Source organism: Parazoarcus communis, from assembly GCF_003111665.1.
Taxonomy (GTDB): domain Bacteria; phylum Pseudomonadota; class Gammaproteobacteria; order Burkholderiales; family Rhodocyclaceae; genus Parazoarcus; species Parazoarcus communis_B.
The window spans coordinates 1,020,817-1,036,736 of the sequence record NZ_CP022188.1 but is presented as its reverse complement, the minus strand read 5'-3'; the positions used below and the strand labels follow the sequence as shown (position 1 = coordinate 1,036,736).

14 protein-coding genes are annotated in these 15,920 nt (G+C 65.1%); 7 read left to right on the top strand and 7 right to left on the bottom strand.

Going from position 1 to position 15,920, the window contains the following annotated elements:
- Positions 1–103: 103 nt before the first annotated feature.
- Positions 104–898 (top strand): histidinol-phosphatase, encoded by a 795-nt coding sequence (gene hisN / locus CEW87_RS04830; RefSeq protein ID WP_108971688.1) that lies wholly within the window; start codon positions 104–106, stop codon positions 896–898.
- 411 nt (positions 899–1,309) lie between these two features.
- On the top strand, positions 1,310–1,618 hold the full coding sequence (locus CEW87_RS04825; protein WP_108949810.1) for a c-type cytochrome: 309 nt from the start codon (positions 1,310–1,312) through the stop codon (positions 1,616–1,618).
- Positions 1,619–1,688: 70 nt separating this feature from the next.
- Here CEW87_RS04825 and CEW87_RS04820 read toward each other — a convergent pair whose 3' ends face one another.
- From CEW87_RS04820 to CEW87_RS04805, 4 genes are all read right to left on the bottom strand, one after another.
- Positions 1,689–3,863 (bottom strand): putative bifunctional diguanylate cyclase/phosphodiesterase, encoded by a 2,175-nt coding sequence (locus CEW87_RS04820; protein ID WP_108971687.1) that lies wholly within the window; start codon positions 3,861–3,863, stop codon positions 1,689–1,691.
- 52 nt (positions 3,864–3,915) lie between these two features.
- Positions 3,916–5,901, bottom strand: coding sequence for an ATP-binding protein (locus CEW87_RS04815; protein WP_108971686.1), 1,986 nt, complete (start codon positions 5,899–5,901; stop codon positions 3,916–3,918).
- Between the two features lie 85 nt (positions 5,902–5,986).
- Positions 5,987–7,123 carry an EAL and HDOD domain-containing protein gene (locus CEW87_RS04810; protein WP_108971685.1) on the bottom strand — a complete coding sequence of 379 codons (1,137 nt, stop codon included), beginning with the start codon at positions 7,121–7,123 and terminating at the stop codon, positions 5,987–5,989.
- Between the two features lie 9 nt (positions 7,124–7,132).
- Complete coding sequence (locus tag CEW87_RS04805; RefSeq protein ID WP_108971684.1) at positions 7,133–8,152, bottom strand: CDP-6-deoxy-delta-3,4-glucoseen reductase; 1,020 nt, start codon at positions 8,150–8,152, stop codon at positions 7,133–7,135.
- Between the two features lie 21 nt (positions 8,153–8,173).
- On the opposite strand from CEW87_RS04805, the gene CEW87_RS04800 reads away from it, so the two are divergent.
- The 5 genes from CEW87_RS04800 to mobB are packed head-to-tail and all read left to right on the top strand — an operon-like array spanning position 8,174 to position 13,568.
- Positions 8,174–9,073: an NAD-dependent epimerase/dehydratase family protein gene (locus CEW87_RS04800; RefSeq protein WP_108971683.1), complete on the top strand. Its 900-nt coding sequence runs from the start codon at positions 8,174–8,176 to the stop codon at positions 9,071–9,073.
- A gap of 18 nt (positions 9,074–9,091) precedes the next feature.
- Positions 9,092–9,502, top strand: coding sequence for a CopD family protein (locus CEW87_RS04795; protein WP_108949804.1), 411 nt, complete (start codon positions 9,092–9,094; stop codon positions 9,500–9,502).
- A gap of 31 nt (positions 9,503–9,533) precedes the next feature.
- On the top strand, positions 9,534–10,946 hold the full coding sequence (locus CEW87_RS04790; protein ID WP_108976929.1) for a sigma-54-dependent transcriptional regulator: 1,413 nt from the start codon (positions 9,534–9,536) through the stop codon (positions 10,944–10,946).
- A gap of 14 nt (positions 10,947–10,960) precedes the next feature.
- Positions 10,961–13,036 carry a sensor histidine kinase gene (locus CEW87_RS04785; RefSeq protein WP_108971682.1) on the top strand — a complete coding sequence of 692 codons (2,076 nt, stop codon included), beginning with the start codon at positions 10,961–10,963 and terminating at the stop codon, positions 13,034–13,036.
- A 13-nt stretch (positions 13,037–13,049) separates the two neighbouring features.
- Positions 13,050–13,568 (top strand): molybdopterin-guanine dinucleotide biosynthesis protein B, encoded by a 519-nt coding sequence (gene mobB, locus CEW87_RS04780; RefSeq protein ID WP_108971681.1) that lies wholly within the window; start codon positions 13,050–13,052, stop codon positions 13,566–13,568.
- Here mobB and CEW87_RS04775 read toward each other — a convergent pair.
- Genes CEW87_RS04775 through CEW87_RS04765 form a run of 3 tightly spaced genes read right to left on the bottom strand, consistent with a single transcriptional unit; the run spans position 13,534 to position 15,885 of the window.
- Complete coding sequence (locus CEW87_RS04775) at positions 13,534–14,460, bottom strand: helix-turn-helix transcriptional regulator (protein WP_234421667.1); 927 nt, start codon at positions 14,458–14,460, stop codon at positions 13,534–13,536. The two genes, mobB and CEW87_RS04775, sit on opposite strands and share 35 nt — an antisense overlap.
- Positions 14,453–15,058, bottom strand: a complete 606-nt coding sequence (gene mobA / locus CEW87_RS04770; protein WP_108971679.1) for a molybdenum cofactor guanylyltransferase MobA — start codon at positions 15,056–15,058, stop codon at positions 14,453–14,455. Before mobA ends, CEW87_RS04775 begins: the two co-directional genes overlap by 8 nt.
- On the bottom strand, positions 15,055–15,885 hold the full coding sequence (locus CEW87_RS04765) for a formate dehydrogenase accessory sulfurtransferase FdhD (protein ID WP_108971678.1): 831 nt from the start codon (positions 15,883–15,885) through the stop codon (positions 15,055–15,057). The genes mobA and CEW87_RS04765 overlap by 4 nt, the downstream gene beginning before the upstream one ends.
- Positions 15,886–15,920: the final 35 nt, after the last annotated feature.

Below are 15,920 nucleotides of genomic sequence, written 5' to 3'. Positions count from 1 at the left end.
ACCAAGGTGGTGCATGAACCACGCGCTCAAATCAGAAAGCTTGTGGATTTTTGGGTAAATGTGCATAGTTTTGCTATTACACGTCAAGAGCCGAGCAATAATCATGCCTTACACCGACAACCCCGAGTCCTTACTCAGCACGGCGGTCGCGCTGGCCCACCGGCTGGCGGACGAGGCCCGGCGCATCGCCCTGCCACGCTTTCGCACCCCGCTCGATGTCTTCGTCAAGGACGACGAGAGTCCGGTGACGGTGGCAGACCGCGAGGTGGAAGCCGCCTTGCGCACGCTGATCGGCGAGACCTTTCCGGATCACGGCATCCTCGGAGAGGAGCAGGGCAGGGAGAACATGGATGCCGAGTACGTGTGGGTGATCGACCCCATCGACGGGACCAAGAGCTTCATCACCGGCTCGCCCTTGTGGGGAGCATTGATCGCGCTGCTGCACCGGGGGCGTCCTGTGCTCGGGCTCATCGACATCCCGTACACAGGCGAGCGCTGGAGTGCCGCCGGTGGTGCACAGACGCTCTTCAACGGTCAGCAGGCCCGCACGCGCGGGTGTGCCGAGCTGGGCGCGGCCTGCATCTACACGACCTCGCCAGATGCTTTTGAACCCGCCGACTGGGCACGCTTTGACGCCTTGAGCCGGCGGACGGCCCTGCGTCGTTTCGGTGGTGACAGCTACTGCTATGGCCTGCTCGCCAGCGGCCATGTGGATCTGGTGGTGGAAGCCGGTCTGCAGCCTTACGACTACCTGGCCCTCGTGCCAGTGATCGAAGGGGCGGGCGGGGTGATCACCGACTGGCAGGGTCGGCCGCTTGGCGTGGACTCCGATGGTCGCGTGGTTGCGGCGGCGACGGCGTCATTGCACGCCGCGGCACTGGCCGGGCTGGGGGCCTGAGGCGACGCGCACGGCGCTCCCGCAACGGGCGGGCGATCGGCGCTGTACGCATGGTGGGCTGTCGCCCTCTGTGGCGTCTGCTGCCCGGCGCGTCCGCGCTGGTGCGGCAGATTGCCGTGCGCGCGCAACGCGGTCATGACGGTGCGCAACCATGAGGGAAAACCGGGGAAACAGGCCAGCCCACCGCGGTGTCGGTGCGGCATTCCTGCTTTGCGTCAGCCTGCCAAAGGCGGTGCGCCCTCGCATGGCGCCCCCTTGCCGACAACACAATCCGCCAGTGCCGCCAGGGGAACCAAGTGACAGTTCCTAGCATCTATCGGGTACTCTGTCTCTGACCTATTGGGTAGCATAGCCCCGCCCCATGGGTTAGTATCTTGCGGTGTTTAAGATCATCATAATGAGGAAGACAACATGAAGGCTCTTGTTGCTGTTGTGGTCGCTGCTGGTCTCCTTTCTGTCGCTCCGGCATTCGCCTCTGCAGATCTGGCGAAGGCCAAGAACTGCATGGCCTGTCATGCTGTCGACAAGAAACTGGTTGGTCCGGCTTACAAGGACGTGGCTGCCAAGTACGCTGGCCAGAAAGACGCCGCTGCCATGCTCGCGACCAAGATTCAGAAGGGTGGTGTAGGCGCTTGGGGTCAGATCCCGATGCCCCCCAACCCGCAGGTGTCGGCCGAAGAAGCCGCTACGCTGGTGACTTGGGTTCTGTCGCAGAAGTAAGTGTTTCCGGAGCGGTCTTACCGCCCACTGCAATCAAAAGCCGGCTGATGCCGGCTTTTTTCGTATCGAGTCAGCGCTGAAGATCGGGCTGAGGTGCCACTTCCAGCCAGCCCTTCGCCTGTGCCGCGGTGCCTGGGCGGGCAAACAGATAGCCCTGCATGACGTCGCAACCGAGGATGCGCAGGGTTTCCGCCTGTTCGGCATGTTCCACGCCTTCGGCGATCAGGTGGAGCCCGAATCCCCGCGCAATGCCGGTGATGGCCGAAATGATCGGATTGGTCGAAGGGCCGTCGAGGTCGCGCACGAAACTGCGATCGATCTTGAGCGTACTGACCGGAAACTTCTGCAGGTAGGCCAGCGCCGAGTAGCCCGTGCCGAAATCATCGATCGCCACGCTCAGACCGGCTTCGCGCATCGCCTTTACCTTGGCAGCGACGCCGGCCGTGTCCTGCATCATCATGCTTTCGGTGATCTCGAGTTCGACCTGTGCCGGCGGCAACTGATTGCGGCTCACGCACTCGATCACCATGTCCACGATGTCCGGGCGGCTGAAATCGTGCGGTGAAAGGTTGAGCGACATGCGCAGGTCTTCAAAGCCGTCAGCGCGCCAGCGTGCCAGTTGTGCGCAGGCCTCTTCGAGCACCCAGTGGCTGATGTCGCCGATCAGCCCCATCTCCTCGGCCACCGGGATGAAAGTGGCCGGTCCGATCTGTCCGTGGGTGGGGTGATTCCAGCGCAGCAGCGCCTCCATGCCGACCACGCGCGCGGCCTTCATGCTGACCTGGGGCTGGTAGTACAGCTCGAACTCCGAGCGCTCGAGCGCAAGCCGGAGGTCGTTTTCGAGTGCAATGCGTTCGCGGTAGTGCGCGTTGAGTTCAGGGTCGAAGAAGCGGAAGGCGTTCTTGCCCGAGCGCTTCACCTGGTACATCGCGATATCGGCGTGCCGGGTCAGGTCTTCAGCGGTATCGCCGTCGCGCGGGAAGAGCGAAATGCCGATGCTGACCGTGGCCCGGAAGTCGCCGTGGTCGAGGCGGAAGGGCGGTGCCAGCGCATCGAGGATCTTGCGCGCGATGATCTCGGCATCTTCCGGGTGGTTGATGTCGGGAAGCAGGACGGTGAATTCGTCGCCGCCGAGGCGGGCAAGGGTGTCGCCGCGACGCAAGGTCGTCGACAGGCGGGCAGCGATGCCGCGCAGCAGGGCGTCGCCCTCCGCATGGCCGAAGGTGTCGTTCACCAGCTTGAAGCGGTCGACGTCGATGAACATCACCGCCAGCGCGCCGGTGCGACGCTGTGCCTGGGCAATCGCAAGCTCCAGCCTGTCCTTGAACAGGACCCGGTTGGGCAGGCGGGTCAGTTGATCGTGATAGGCCTGAAAGGTGATGATCTCTTCGGCGCGCTTGCGCTCCGAGATGTCGCGCGCCACGCCGTAGAGGCCGTTTGACGTGCGACCGCCGCTGCCGGGCATGGGAATGCCGGTGAGCGATACAGTGGTGCTTTCCGGTCCGCCCTCTACCAGGGTTTCGCGATTTCGCCGCAGACGCAGTTCGATGTTGAAGCTCTCGCCCGGGGTATTGCCGCGCGCAAACATCAGGCTGTTGATGCGGTCGACGTCCTCCGCCACTACGAGAGTGGAGAAGGGGCGCCGCATCAATGCTGCCCGCTCGTAGCCGAGCATCTGGCGCACGCGCGGGTTGATGTAGCTGAAGCGGCCCTCGGGGTCGAGGGTGAAGATCATGTCGGGCGAGCTCTCGACCAGGAAGCGATGCAGGCGTTCCGACGCCCGCAGACGCTGGCTCATGGTCCGGTTGGCCCGTTCCAGCGTGGTCTTGTGCAGGGTGCTGTCGACCGCGCGCTGCAATTGGGCGACATGATAGGGCTTGCGCACGTAATCGTCTGCGCCGCCGCGCAAGGCGCCGATGGCAGCATCAATGGCGTCTTCGCCACTGATGACGATGACGGCCTCTTCGCGCTCATGATTGGTCAGCCAGTCGAGCAGATCGAGGCCGGTGGCATCGGGCAGACGGTAGTCGAGCAGGATCAGATCGAAGTGTTCGCGCTCAAGCGCAGCAACCGCCTCGGAGATGCTGGCGCACTCGTCGAATACGCGCCCCTCGCGCGCAAGCACAAGCGGCAGGGTACGACGCAAGGACGCATCGTCATCAACGACGAGAATGCGGCAGACGTCTGCGTCCGGTTGCGATCCGGCGATACTCGCGTAGAAGGGCTGTTCTCCCGGTATGACCATGCGCTCCCGGTTTGCGGCGTTCCGCTATAGCACTTTCAGGATAATGCAACACTCAGGCGGAATGTTCCAGTGGGATGAAGATCTGGAAGCTGGTGCCGCTGCCTGGCTGGCTCCGACAGAGTATGGATGCGTGCCATTTCGTCAGGATTTCACGCACGATCGACAGGCCCACGCCCTGGTGCTGTCCCCCTTTCTGACTGGTCGCCGGGGCGAACAGATTGGCGGCGCGCTCGGGCGGAAGCCCGGGGCCGTTGTCGATCAGGCGCAGTTCGGCGCAGGCGCGACCATCGGCAATGATCTGGCCTGCAAATGAAAGCGAAAGGCGGCTACCTGGCTGCAAGGCCTCGGACGCGTTGCGCAACAGGTTGAGCAGAACCTGTTTCAGTGCTGAAGCCGGCATTGCGACGGTGGGGGCGCCCGCCACGGCGCGGAGCTCGAACTGTATGTCGCGCTGTGCGAAGAGTGTGTCGGCGTACAGCGCCCGCATTTCGTGCAGAAGATCAACGATGCGGCAGCTCGGTGCCTCGGCGCCCTCTTGCGGCAGATTGCCCGCCGAGCGCAGCAGATTGCCGATGCGATCGAGTTCGGCATTGAGCAGGCTCATGTCTTCCTGCAGCGAACTGTCATCCGCATGGCTCTGAACGAGCAGGCTGAGGCGGTTCTTGATCACGGTCAGCGGATTGGTGGCTTCGTGAGCAATGCGACGAACGTGCTCGCGGAAGCGTGCATGTAGTTCGGCTTCGCGGGCGGCGACGGCGGCATGCTGGCGCTGGGTGGAGAGAATGTTGCGTGCGGCCGCAGAGAGCAGCTCCCCGATCATCCAGCGCGCCGCACCGCCCAGCGCGTGTTCGTGCGCCAGGCCGATCAGTGCTACGCCCCGCAGCGGGCCGAGTTGAAGGGGCTGACAGCAGAATCCGCGTTGCCCGAGCCAGCGCACCAGGTGCCAGTCGGCCATGCTGCGCCCGGGGGCATTGCTGGCGGGAAAGCAGCTTGTCGGTTCGCCGCTGCGCAGTGCAAGTGAAATGCAGCTGGCTTCGTCATCTTCGCGCAGTGACAGCTCCTGCAGCCACGCGGCGGCAGAGCCGGGTGCAGCCTTGAGCAGCGGCAGCAGCACGCCCTTCTCGTTTGGAATCAGCACGATGGGCATTTCGCAGCGGCCGAGCAGGGCGCACGCAATCGCCAGTCGCGCGCCGGCGGAGTCCACGTCGAGATCGGTAAAGCCAGCGACGATCAGTCCATGCAGAGCGGCCGCCCGAAAGGGTTCGTCCTCCATCAGAGCTGGCAGTCCCCGGCTTGCCTCCAGCGCCGTGGTGTTGCCCGGGGGGGCCGGGTAGGCCGCGTGACCGGCGACGATGTAGCCGACATCCGAGCGCAGGCTGATGAGGCTTGTCGATGGCAGCCCGGTCAGGGATTCAATCCGGGGGATGCGGTCTTCCCAGCCATCGCCGGCGAGGCGGTGTGCGGCTGCCAGCAGACCGACGAGCGGGTGGGCGCCGTGCAGTTGCTCGTCGAGCAAATCGCCAAGTTCGAGCGCATCGGCGAGGGTGCCGGGGAGCCCGCAATTGCGGACGAGCTGGGCAAGATGCTGACGGTCGTTGTCGGGCTGCAGCGCACCGGGCGTGGTGAACGTTTCGCGCCGGTGGGCAAATAGCGTATGCCACAGCCCGCCCAGATAGGCTTCGTCAGGCCTTGGGTAGTGAGTTTCAAGTGCAAGATGGAGTGCACATTCAGCCACGACCAGCGCCTGGACGCCGCCCGTGCTGACATCGGCGCACGCCTGGCTCAGCAGCCAGGCACGCAGCAGGTCTGGCCCAAGGGTTTCGAGCCGGCGTCGCAGCGCGGTATTCAGCCCTTGTTCAAGCTCATCCTGCTCCAGCGGTGCGGACGACAGCAGCATCAGACACAAGGCCGGGTCGCGCGCAGCCACCAGCGCCACCTCGGGCCAGTTCGGCGAGTTGGCTGCGAGCAGGCGCAACACGGTCGCGCCGCTTTCTGGCAGGGGGTGCAGGCTGGACGGTCCGGGCAAAGCCTGGGTCATGAATACGGGCGAACTGGATTGGCTGCGGTGAGGCGCATTCTAGAGCCTGCGCGCACGCTTGGATGTGAACGAATGCGCGCTGCGATCAGGCTTGCAGACTGTCTGCAAAGCCCAGCGCGACGAGCTGGGCACGGTTGATCTGCTCAGCAGACAGGTGCAGCTCGGCCGCAGCCTTGATCAGACCGCTGCCATCGAAATTTTCGCAGTGGCGTGCGAGTCTGAGAAAGGGGGCGAAGTCACCTTCATCGGAGAGCAGGGCGTCCGTTACCGATGCCGGCAGATGCATCTCGTCGAGCAGGGCCTGCATCGATGTGCCCAACAGGACGTGCAGCAGCGAAAAGGCACCGGTAATGAAGAGGTTATCGCGCTCCGATTTGTCGAAGAAGCCGGCGCCGATCTCCTCCATCAGCCGTCCGCGGGCAATTGCGGTCTGCATCATCGCGGGTGCGCCGGGGTCGCGGCTGGCGGTGACCAGCAGCAGAGACAGCCACTTGTGCAGGTTCGAGTAACCGAGAATGCTGACCGCGTGGCGGAAAGACTGGATTTCGCACATCAGGCCGAAACCGGCCGAATTGATATAGCGCAGCAGCTTGTAGGACAGTGCGACGTCCTGTTTGAGCACGGCTTCGATATCGCGGATTTCGCCGTTGTTGCGCACCAGGTTGAGCAGCCTGACGATCTGCGCGTGGCCGGGCGAGAGCTCCTGGGCCGGCGGATTGCCGTGCAGGAAGAACCAGCCCGAGGCGCCATCGTATCCAGCCCCCACAGCCTGGCGGAAGGCCGGGACATCCTTGAGCCCCCAGGCCATGCTGAGGCCAGGCGAGCCGGTGGGTGCCGGATGCTTGCGTGCATCCATCAGGACGAAGCGCCAGTCGATGCCCGGCGGCAGGGCGGTGCCACTGGAAAACCAGGTCAGACAGACGCTGATACCGGCTTCCTGCAGCTTTGGCAGCAGCGCCTGGGTCTGCGGATGGGCCAGGGCCTGAGCGGGAATCTCGATCATTGCGTTCGCTGGCGCCGCCCAGTCCATGAGTGCCGGCGTCGGTACGAGGCGACCGAGGCTGACAAAGACCGGGTGGTGGGTCGGCCACTGGTCGACGAGCTCATTCAGGGTCTCGACCACCTCGCCGATATTCGGGCCATGCGCGATCAGGCGGTTCGCGGTGATCGCCCGGCTCTTGTTGACCACGGGTTCTCGGGTAATGAAGGTGGTCTGGCTCATGATCCTGGCTCAGGCGTTCTGCGTGGCGAAGGTGAAAGCGTCGGCGAAGAAGGCATCCTCGGCAAGGCCGCGTGCCTCCACGAAACTGCTGCGCGCGGCATCGATCATCGGTGGTGCCCCGCAGGCATAGACCTCATGGGCGGACAGATCCGCGAAGTCGGCCAGCACGGCTTCGTGCACCAGTCCGCGGCGACCGTCCCAGCCGTCGTCGGGGAGGCCGTCGGAAATCACCGGGACATAGCTGAAACCGGGCAGGCTTTCGCTCCAACTGCGTGCAAGCGCGTCCATGTACAGCCCCTCGGGCTGGCGCGCGCCCCAGTAAAGCGTGATCGGGCGCGTGATGCCGGCGTGAATGGCGTGTTCGATCATGCCCTTGATGGGGGCGAAGCCGGTGCCCCCGGCCACCATTACGATCGGGCGTGCGCTGTCGCGCAGCCAGAAGCTGCCGAGCGGTCCCTCGAAGCGCAGGATGTCGCGCTCCTTCATGGTGCTGAACACCTGTCCGGTGAAGCGGCCGCCCGCGATCAGGCGCACATGGAGCTCGATGTGGCCGTTGTCGTGCGGGGCATTGGCAATCGAGAAGCTGCGGCGTGCGCCATCGGGAAGCAGGATGTCCACGTACTGACCGGCATTGAAGCGGAATGGCTCGCTGGCCGGCAGCTTGAGCTCAAGCACGATGACGTCGTCGGCGACGCGGGTGAGCTTCTGTACCCTGCACGGCAGCTTCTTGACCGGGATGTCGCCCGCGCGGCTGACGTTGCGCGCCTCGAGCACCATGTTTGAGCGCGCCCGCGTCCGGCAGAACAGGGTCGTGCCGGCGTCACGCTCGGTGTCGGACAGGGCGCTGGCGGAGTAAGCGTCGACGTCAAACTCGCCGCTGACCACCCGGCCCTTGCAGGCACCGCAGGCGCCGTCGCGGCAACTGTAGGGCAGCAGCAGGCCGGCCTCGAGTGCCGCTTCGAGGATGGTCTGGTCGGCATCGGCGGAGAAGGTCTGGCCACCGGGCTGGAGCGAAATCTGATACGGCATGGGGCGTGAGATAATGTGCGAATGAAAAGAATTCTTGTCGTCGGATGCGGCGATGTTGCCCTGCGCGCGATTCCCTGGCTGGTGCGGCGGTTCCGCGTGTTCGCCCTTGTCCGCCGGACTGAGGCCGCCGAGGACATGCGCCGGCTGGGTGCCGTGCCACTGCTGGCCGATCTCGATGACCGCCGCAGCCTGGCCCGGTTGGCCGGCATTGCCGACGCCGTGCTGCATTTTGCCCCCCCGCCGGCTCAGGGAAAAACCGATCCCCGTACCCGCCATCTTCTCGCTGCGCTAGCAAGCCGGACGAGTCTACCACAGCACCTCATATACATAAGCACGACAGGGGTTTACGGCGACTGTGGCGGCGCCCATATCGACGAGACCCGTCCCGCCAGGCCGCGTTCGCCACGTGCTGCGCGCAGGGTCGATGCCGAACGCCAGTTGCGTGCCTTCGGGCGTCGCTGCGGCGTGGGTGTCAGCGTGCTGCGGGCGCCGGGCATCTATGCGAGCGAGCGCCTGCCGCTGGAGCGAATCCGTCGCGGCGATCCGGTGTTGCGCGCCGAGGATGATGTCTACACCAATCACATCCATGCTGACGATCTCGCACGGCTTGCGGTGCTGGCCCTGTTCCGTGGTCGCACTTGCCGGGTGTACAACGCAGTCGACGATACCGAGTTTCCGATGGGCGAATACTTCGACGCCGTTGCCGACGCCTTCGGGCTGGCGCGCCCGCAGCGCCTGAGTCGCGAAGAGATCGCGCTCAGGCTGCCGGCAATGACGCTTTCGTTCATGGCGGAGTCGCGTCGCATCGGCAATCGCCGCATGTACCGGGAACTGCGCGCCCACCTGCGTTATCCGACGGTGAGTGCCGGCCTGCTGGCGGCGCGCCAGTCCTCTGCTCTTCAATCCCCCTTGCCCACCTGATTTTCCGGAGATATTTCGATGCTTACCGTGAAGGCGCTGCACATCATTCTTGTTACCAGCTGGTTCGCCGGTCTTTTCTATCTACCCCGCCTGTTCGTCAACCATGCGATGGTCGAGGATGCGGCGACCCGCGAGCGTCTCGCGCTGATGGAATTCAAGCTGTACCGCTTCATGACCCCGCTGGGCATTCTTGCCGTCGGTCTCGGCTTCTGGTTGTGGTTCGGCTACGGTTTTGCCGGTGGCTGGCTGCATGCCAAGACCGCGCTGGTGGTGGGCCTCATTGGCTACCACCTCTATTGCGGCAAGCTGATGCGCGACTTTGCGGCGGGCAAGAACACGAAGAGCCATGTCTGGTTCCGGGTATTCAACGAGATTCCCGTCGTGGTGCTGCTAGTGGTCGTTTTCCTGGTTGTGCTCAAGCCGTTCTGAAGGGGGTAGCCGCAGGTGATGAGGAGACATGATGCAGCCTGAGACTGCAGTGCCGGCAACGGAGCCGGCGGACAAGCACGAGTTCAGCTGGCAGGCCCATTCGGTGCTGATCGTCGACGACGAGGAGGGCATGCGCCACTTCCTCGAGCGCACGCTCAAGCGCCGTTGCGGCATGGTGGAAGCCGCGGGCTGTGTCGAGCAGGCGGTCGAACTGATGGCGCGTCTGCACTTCGATCTGATCATTCTCGACATCGCCCTGCCGGGCAAGTCGGGCATCGAATGGCTGCACGAGCTGCGTGAGCAGGGCTTTGGCGGCGACGTGATCCTGATCACCGCCTTTGCCGACATGGAAACCGCGATCGACGCACTGCGCGGCGGCGCGTCCGATTTCATCCTCAAGCCGTTCCGCATCGACCAGATCCTGAATTCGATCAAGCGCTGTTTCGAGCGCGCCCATCTGGCACGTGAGAACTTCGTGCTGCGCCGCGAGCTGGCCGAGCGTGCGACCGACGTCATCGGACTGGTCGGGCATTCGCCGGCCATCCAGCAGTTGAGCGCGATGATCCGGCGGGTCGGGCAGACGCCGAGTACGGTGCTGTTGCTCGGCGAATCCGGCACCGGCAAGGAGGTTGTTGCGCGAGCGCTGCATCAGACCAGCCCGCGTGCGCAGCGCCCCTTCGTGCCGCTCAATTGCGCGGCGATCTCGTCGGAACTGATCGAGAGCGAGCTTTTCGGTCATGTGAAAGGGGCCTTCACCGGCGCGAGCGAGAGTCGCAACGGCCTGTTCTATTACGCCCATGGCGGCACCCTGTTCCTGGACGAGATCAGCGAGCTGCCACTGCCGATGCAGACCCGGCTGTTGCGCGTGCTCGAGGAGCGCAAGCTGCGTCCGGTTGGCTCCGAGCGCGAGATTCCGGTGGATGTGCGCATCATCGCCGCATCCAACCGTGACCTGGCCGCCGAGGTGGCCGCAGGACGTTTCCGCCAGGACCTCTACTTCCGCCTGGCGGTGGTCGATATCCGCATTCCGCCGCTGCGCGAGCGGGTGGAGGACATCCCCGACCTGATGCGGCACTTCATGGAGATGCTGTCGCTGCAGCTTGGGGTTGCGCCGCTGCCGCTGTCGCACGGGCTGGTGAGCGGGCTTGCCGCCTATGCGTGGCCAGGGAACGTGCGCGAGTTGCGCAACTTCGTCGAGCGCTCCCTGATTCTCGGCGCCTTTCCCGCCGCGTCGCTGTCTTCGGCCAGCACGGCCGCGACGTCCGCAGACGATGACAGCCTGCCGCTGGAGGTGGTGGAGAAGCGCCACATCCTGCGGGTGGTCGAAGCCTGCGGCGGCAACAAGTCCGAAGCCGCGCGCCGTCTGGGCGTGTCGCGCAAGACGCTGGAGCGCAAGTTTGCCGACTGGGGCGAGGACACGCGTCCTGCGGCTGCCGAAGTCTGACGCCGTCACGCTCGATGCAAGTTCCCCGTTTTCTGAGGCCGCCGCTGGCGTATTTCCTCGGCTCGGTCCGTGCCAAGCTGCTCTTCCTCGTGCTGGCGCCGCTGATGCTCGGCTTTCCGATCATCATGGGCCTCACCTGGTACTGGAGTCACACCTATTACAACAAGCTGCTGGTGTTCAAGGTCGGCAGCGACCTGGTCACGGCCAATGAGTATTTTGACCGGGTCGTGGAAGGGGTCGGCATCCGGGTGGGCGGGCTTGCGACTTCGCGGCAGCTGGCGCAGGCGCTTGCCGAAGGCGGCTCAGAGGGCTTGCTGAAGGCCGCTCAGGGCGAACTCGGGCTCGATTTCATCAATGTGCTCGACGTCAATGGCCGGGTTCTGCATTCCACCGGGCATCTGCCCGCAGGCGCGGAGCGTGGCGAGTGGGCCATCGTGTCGCGCGCGATCCGCGAGGGTGCGGGCGAGCGCAGCGTGGTCGAGGTCTTCAGCGCCGACGCACTGGCCGCGATTTCTCCGGAGCTGCGTGACCGTGCGCGCCTCGCGCTGGTCGATACGCCGCGGGCGGCGCCCGATTCGCGGACCCGGGAAGAACGCGGCATGGTGATTCACGCTGCGGCGCCGGTGTTCGACGCCCGTGGCAACCTGGCCGGCGTGATCGAGGGCGGGGTGCTGCTCAACGGCAACCTCGGCATCGTCGACACCATCAATGCCATCGTCTATCGCGAGGATTCCCTGCCGCTTGGCAGCAAGGGCACGGCAACGCTCTTCCTTGGCGATGCCCGCATTGCCACCAACGTGCGTCTTTTCGAGGGTGAACGCGCGCTTGGCACCCGGGCCTCGGCCGAGGTGAGCAAGCACGTCCTCACCGATGGGAAGCCCTGGCTGGAGCGGGCTTTCGTCGTCAACGACTGGTATGTGTCGGGCTATGAGCCGATCGTCGATAGCCAGGGGACGCGAGTCGGCATGCTTTACGTCGGCTTTCTCGAGGCGCCTTTCAGTGCGGCGAAGACGGTTGCCCTGCTGGTGATCTTCTGTCTCTTCCTCGCCATCAGCATCATCGGTGCGGTGTGGTCGCTGCATTGGGCTCGCAGCATTTTTCGGCCGATCGAGCGCATGCACGGCGCAATTCGCAGTATCGGCCGGGGTGACAATTCGGCGCGGGTCGGCCCGGTCGACAGTCGCGACGAGCTCGGTCTGCTGGCACGCGAGTTCGATCGCCTGCTCGATGTGCTCGCGCTCAAGCGTGACCAGCTTGAGCAGCTTGCCGCTTCGCTCGACCGCAAGGTGGAGGCGCGCACCCGCGACCTTGAAACGGCCAACACCGAGTTGCGCGCTGCCCAGCGCCAGTTGCTGATGAGCGAGAAGCTCGCCGCGATTGGCGAGCTGACCGCAGGCGTGGCGCACGAGATCAGCAATCCGACGGCGGTCATCCAGGGCAACCTCGATCTCTTGCGCGAAGAGCTCGGGCCGCAGGCTGCGCCGGTGATGAGCGAGATCCGCCTGATCGACGAGCAGGTCAACCGCATCCGGTTGATCGTGACCAAGCTGCTGCAGTTTGCCCGCCCCGGGGAGTTCGCGGGCTATGTCGAAACGGTCGACCCGGCCACGGTGATTGCCGATTGCCTGGTGCTCACCCGGCAGCATCTGACCAGCCGCGGGGTGAAAGTGGTGCAGCACCTGCAGACCACGCGGCGGGTGGAGATCAACACTCAGGAACTGCAGCAGGTCCTGATCAATCTGATCGTCAACGCGGTGCAGGCGATGCCCGATGGCGGCACGCTGACCCTGAGTTCGACGCCGTGGGATGAACATGACATGCCCTGCGGGGTGTGCATCACGGTGAGCGACACCGGTCAGGGTATCCGCGAGGACGATCTCGCGCGTATATTCGACCCCTTTTTCACCACCAAGAAGACGCAGGGCACCGGGCTTGGGCTGTCGATCAGCTATTCATTGATCGAACGCTACGGTGGCCGCATCACGGTGGATAGCATCTATGGCAAGGGGGCGGCCTTCACCCTGTGGATTCGCGCCGAGCCGATGTATCGCAACGAACACGCAGAAGCGGCCCGCAACAGCGGTGGCTGACAGGAAAGAGACGATGAAAGTGATCGGATTCGCCGGCTGGTCCGGCAGTGGCAAGACGACGCTGGTCGAGCAGGTGATCGGCATCCTGTCGCAGCGCGGTCTCGCGGTGTCATTGGTCAAGCACGCCCACCACACCTTCGATATCGACCACCAGGGCAAGGATTCCTGGCGTCACCGCCACGCTGGTTGCCGCGAGGTGCTGATCAGCTCCGGTCTGCGCTGGTCGCTGATGCACGAGCTACGCGGCGAGGACGAGATGTCGCTGGACGATCTGCTCGGAAAGCTGTCGCACTGTGATCTGGTGCTGGTCGAGGGCTTCAAGCGCGCGGCGATCCCGAAGATCGAGGTGCATCGTGACGCGGTCCCCGAGCCGCTGCTGTTTCCGGACGACCCCAACATCGTTGCGGTGGCAACTGACGTGGCGGTGAGCACGACCTTGCCTTGTCTCGACATCAACGATCCGCAGGCGGTGGCCGACTTCGTCGTAGACTTCGCTTTTAATCGCTGCCCAGCACCTGCCCCAGCGGGCTGAGGTCGTAGCCGCCCAGGCGCGTGGCCAGGCGCTGCATGTCGGCGCTGCCGTAGCACTGCAGCAGTTGCTGGAACAGTTTGCGAAACACGATTTCGCGTGGCAATGCGAGGTCGAAGGCTTCCCAGCCGAGGCTGATGAAGCCGAGACCGAACTCGGCCGCGGCGGCGCGGGTGCCGGGGGCGCAGTCGGCCTCTTCGCGTGCCAGCAGGCCGGCGGCCTCGCGTTCGGTGCGGGCTTCGGCGACCACGCTGCAGTCATCGGGTCGAAAGCCGCGGCTGGCCAGTGCCGATTCAAGAAAGTGACGTGAGCCGGCGCCGGGCTGGCGCATCGCCCAGCGGTAGTCGAAGGCGGCGAGCGTCTCAATGCCGTCGATGCTGAGCTCGCGGCGCAGCATCACGCCCTGCTCGCGGTGCGCCAGACGCACCAGAGTCCATTGCGGGTGCTGACTGAAGCGGCGCAGCAGCATGCTGTGCTGGGCTGCGCTGGTATCGACGCCGCCCCAGTGCAGGGCGCAGATGTTGGCACGGCGCCGGGCCAGCAGCTCCAGTCCCGGCAGGGTGCCGGTGGGGCTGTAGGCCACATAGGCTTCGCCGCCGAGTTGCGGGACCAGCGAGGTGACGACGGCCGCGAGCAGCGGGTCGTCGCTGCCGGTGATCAGCAGGCGATCGGTGAGCACACCGCCGTGCGCCTGTTCGCGCAGCCACTCCTCCAGCAAGGGGCGCGGGAAAAGCCATTTCCCGCCGACGCGCACCGCGGGAATCTCGCGTGCATTGGCGAGCTCGTAGAGCTTCTTCTCGTTCAGGTGCAGGTAGGCCGCGGCCTGACGCGCGGTCAGGTTGGGGCTGTCTGCTGCAGCATCGCCGGCCGGGCGGGGCAGGTCGCGATCAGTCACGGCCACCGGACAGGGTGCCGCTTGCGGCTGCGCTGAGTTCATCGCGGGTATTGATGTTGCGAAACGCTGCTTCCTCGTCGTCGAAGGGGACTTCGACGATGTTGAGACTGCCGTACCAGCGGTCGATCTTGCGCCCGCCCCCGGCAAGGAAGGCGTGCAGGTGATCGGCCAGCGTGCGCCGGCACAGGGCGAACACCGGATGCGCCTGGTCGAAGGTCTTGGCGACAGCGAGGTCGGCTGCCTTGGCGTGCAGCGCGGTCGCGAGCCGGGCAACGAGATCGGCGGGCAGAAAGGGCGAGTCGCAGGGGGCGGTGACCACCAGCGGATGGCTGGCGCGCACCAGCGCCGCATGCAGACCGGCGAGCGGGCCGGCAAAGTCGGGGATGTCGTCGCCGAACACGGGGTGGCCGAAGGCCGCGTAAGCCTCGGTGTTCTGGTTGGCGTTGATCATCAGCTCATCGACCTGAGGGGCGAGCCGTGCCAGCACATGGGCAGCCATCGGTTTGCCGTCGAGTTCGACCAGGCCCTTGTCCACGCCACCCATGCGACGGCCCATGCCGCCGGCAAGAACGACGCCGGTGATTTTCTCGGCGCTCATCGCTTGAAGTACTCCTCGCCGCTGAACAGCAGATAGTGTTTGCCCTGGGCGCGACCGATCATGGTCAGGCCGAGTTTCTGCGCGATGTCCCAGCCCATCTTCGTGAGACCGGAGCGTGAAACCAGGAAGGGGATGCCCATCTGTGCCGTCTTGATCACCATCTCTGAGGTGAGGCGGCCGGTGGTGTAGAAGATCTTGTCGCTGCCGTCGAGCCCGTCCAGCCACATGTGGCCGGCGATCGCGTCCACCGCGTTGTGGCGGCCGACGTCTTCGACAAACATCAGCACTTCGCTGCCTTCGGGCGTGGCGTGTGCGAGGGCACAGCCGTGTACGGCGCCGGCCTGTTTGTAGATGGACTCGTGATGCCGCACGGCGTCCATCAGTGCATAGAGCGTGGCCTGCGACAGGCTGCGCTGGGCAGGCAGCCGGATGCTGTCGATCTCGTCCATCAGCCCGCCGAAGACCGTGCCCTGGCCGCAGCCGGTGGTGACCGTGCGGGTGCCGAGGCGTTCGTCAGCGTCCTGCAGTCCGTTGCGGGTGGTGATGGAGACGGCTTCGACGTCCCAGTCCACTTGTACCGAGGCGATCTCGTCCAGGCTCTTGACCAGGCGCTGGTTGCGCAGCCAACCGATGGCCAGCGCTTCGGGGGCGGCGCCCAGGGTCATCAGGGTGACGATCTCGCGCTTGTCGACGTAGAGCGTGAGCGGGTGCTCGCCGGCAATCGCGGTGGGCACCTGTTCGCCGTGCTCGTTGACGGCGGGAATAGTGACGGTGAGCGGTCGGCTGGCGCTGCTGAGCACAGGGCGTCGGGCGGTCGGGAGATTCATGCGGGCCTTGCCATGGGGTGGAGCGGGGATTGTAG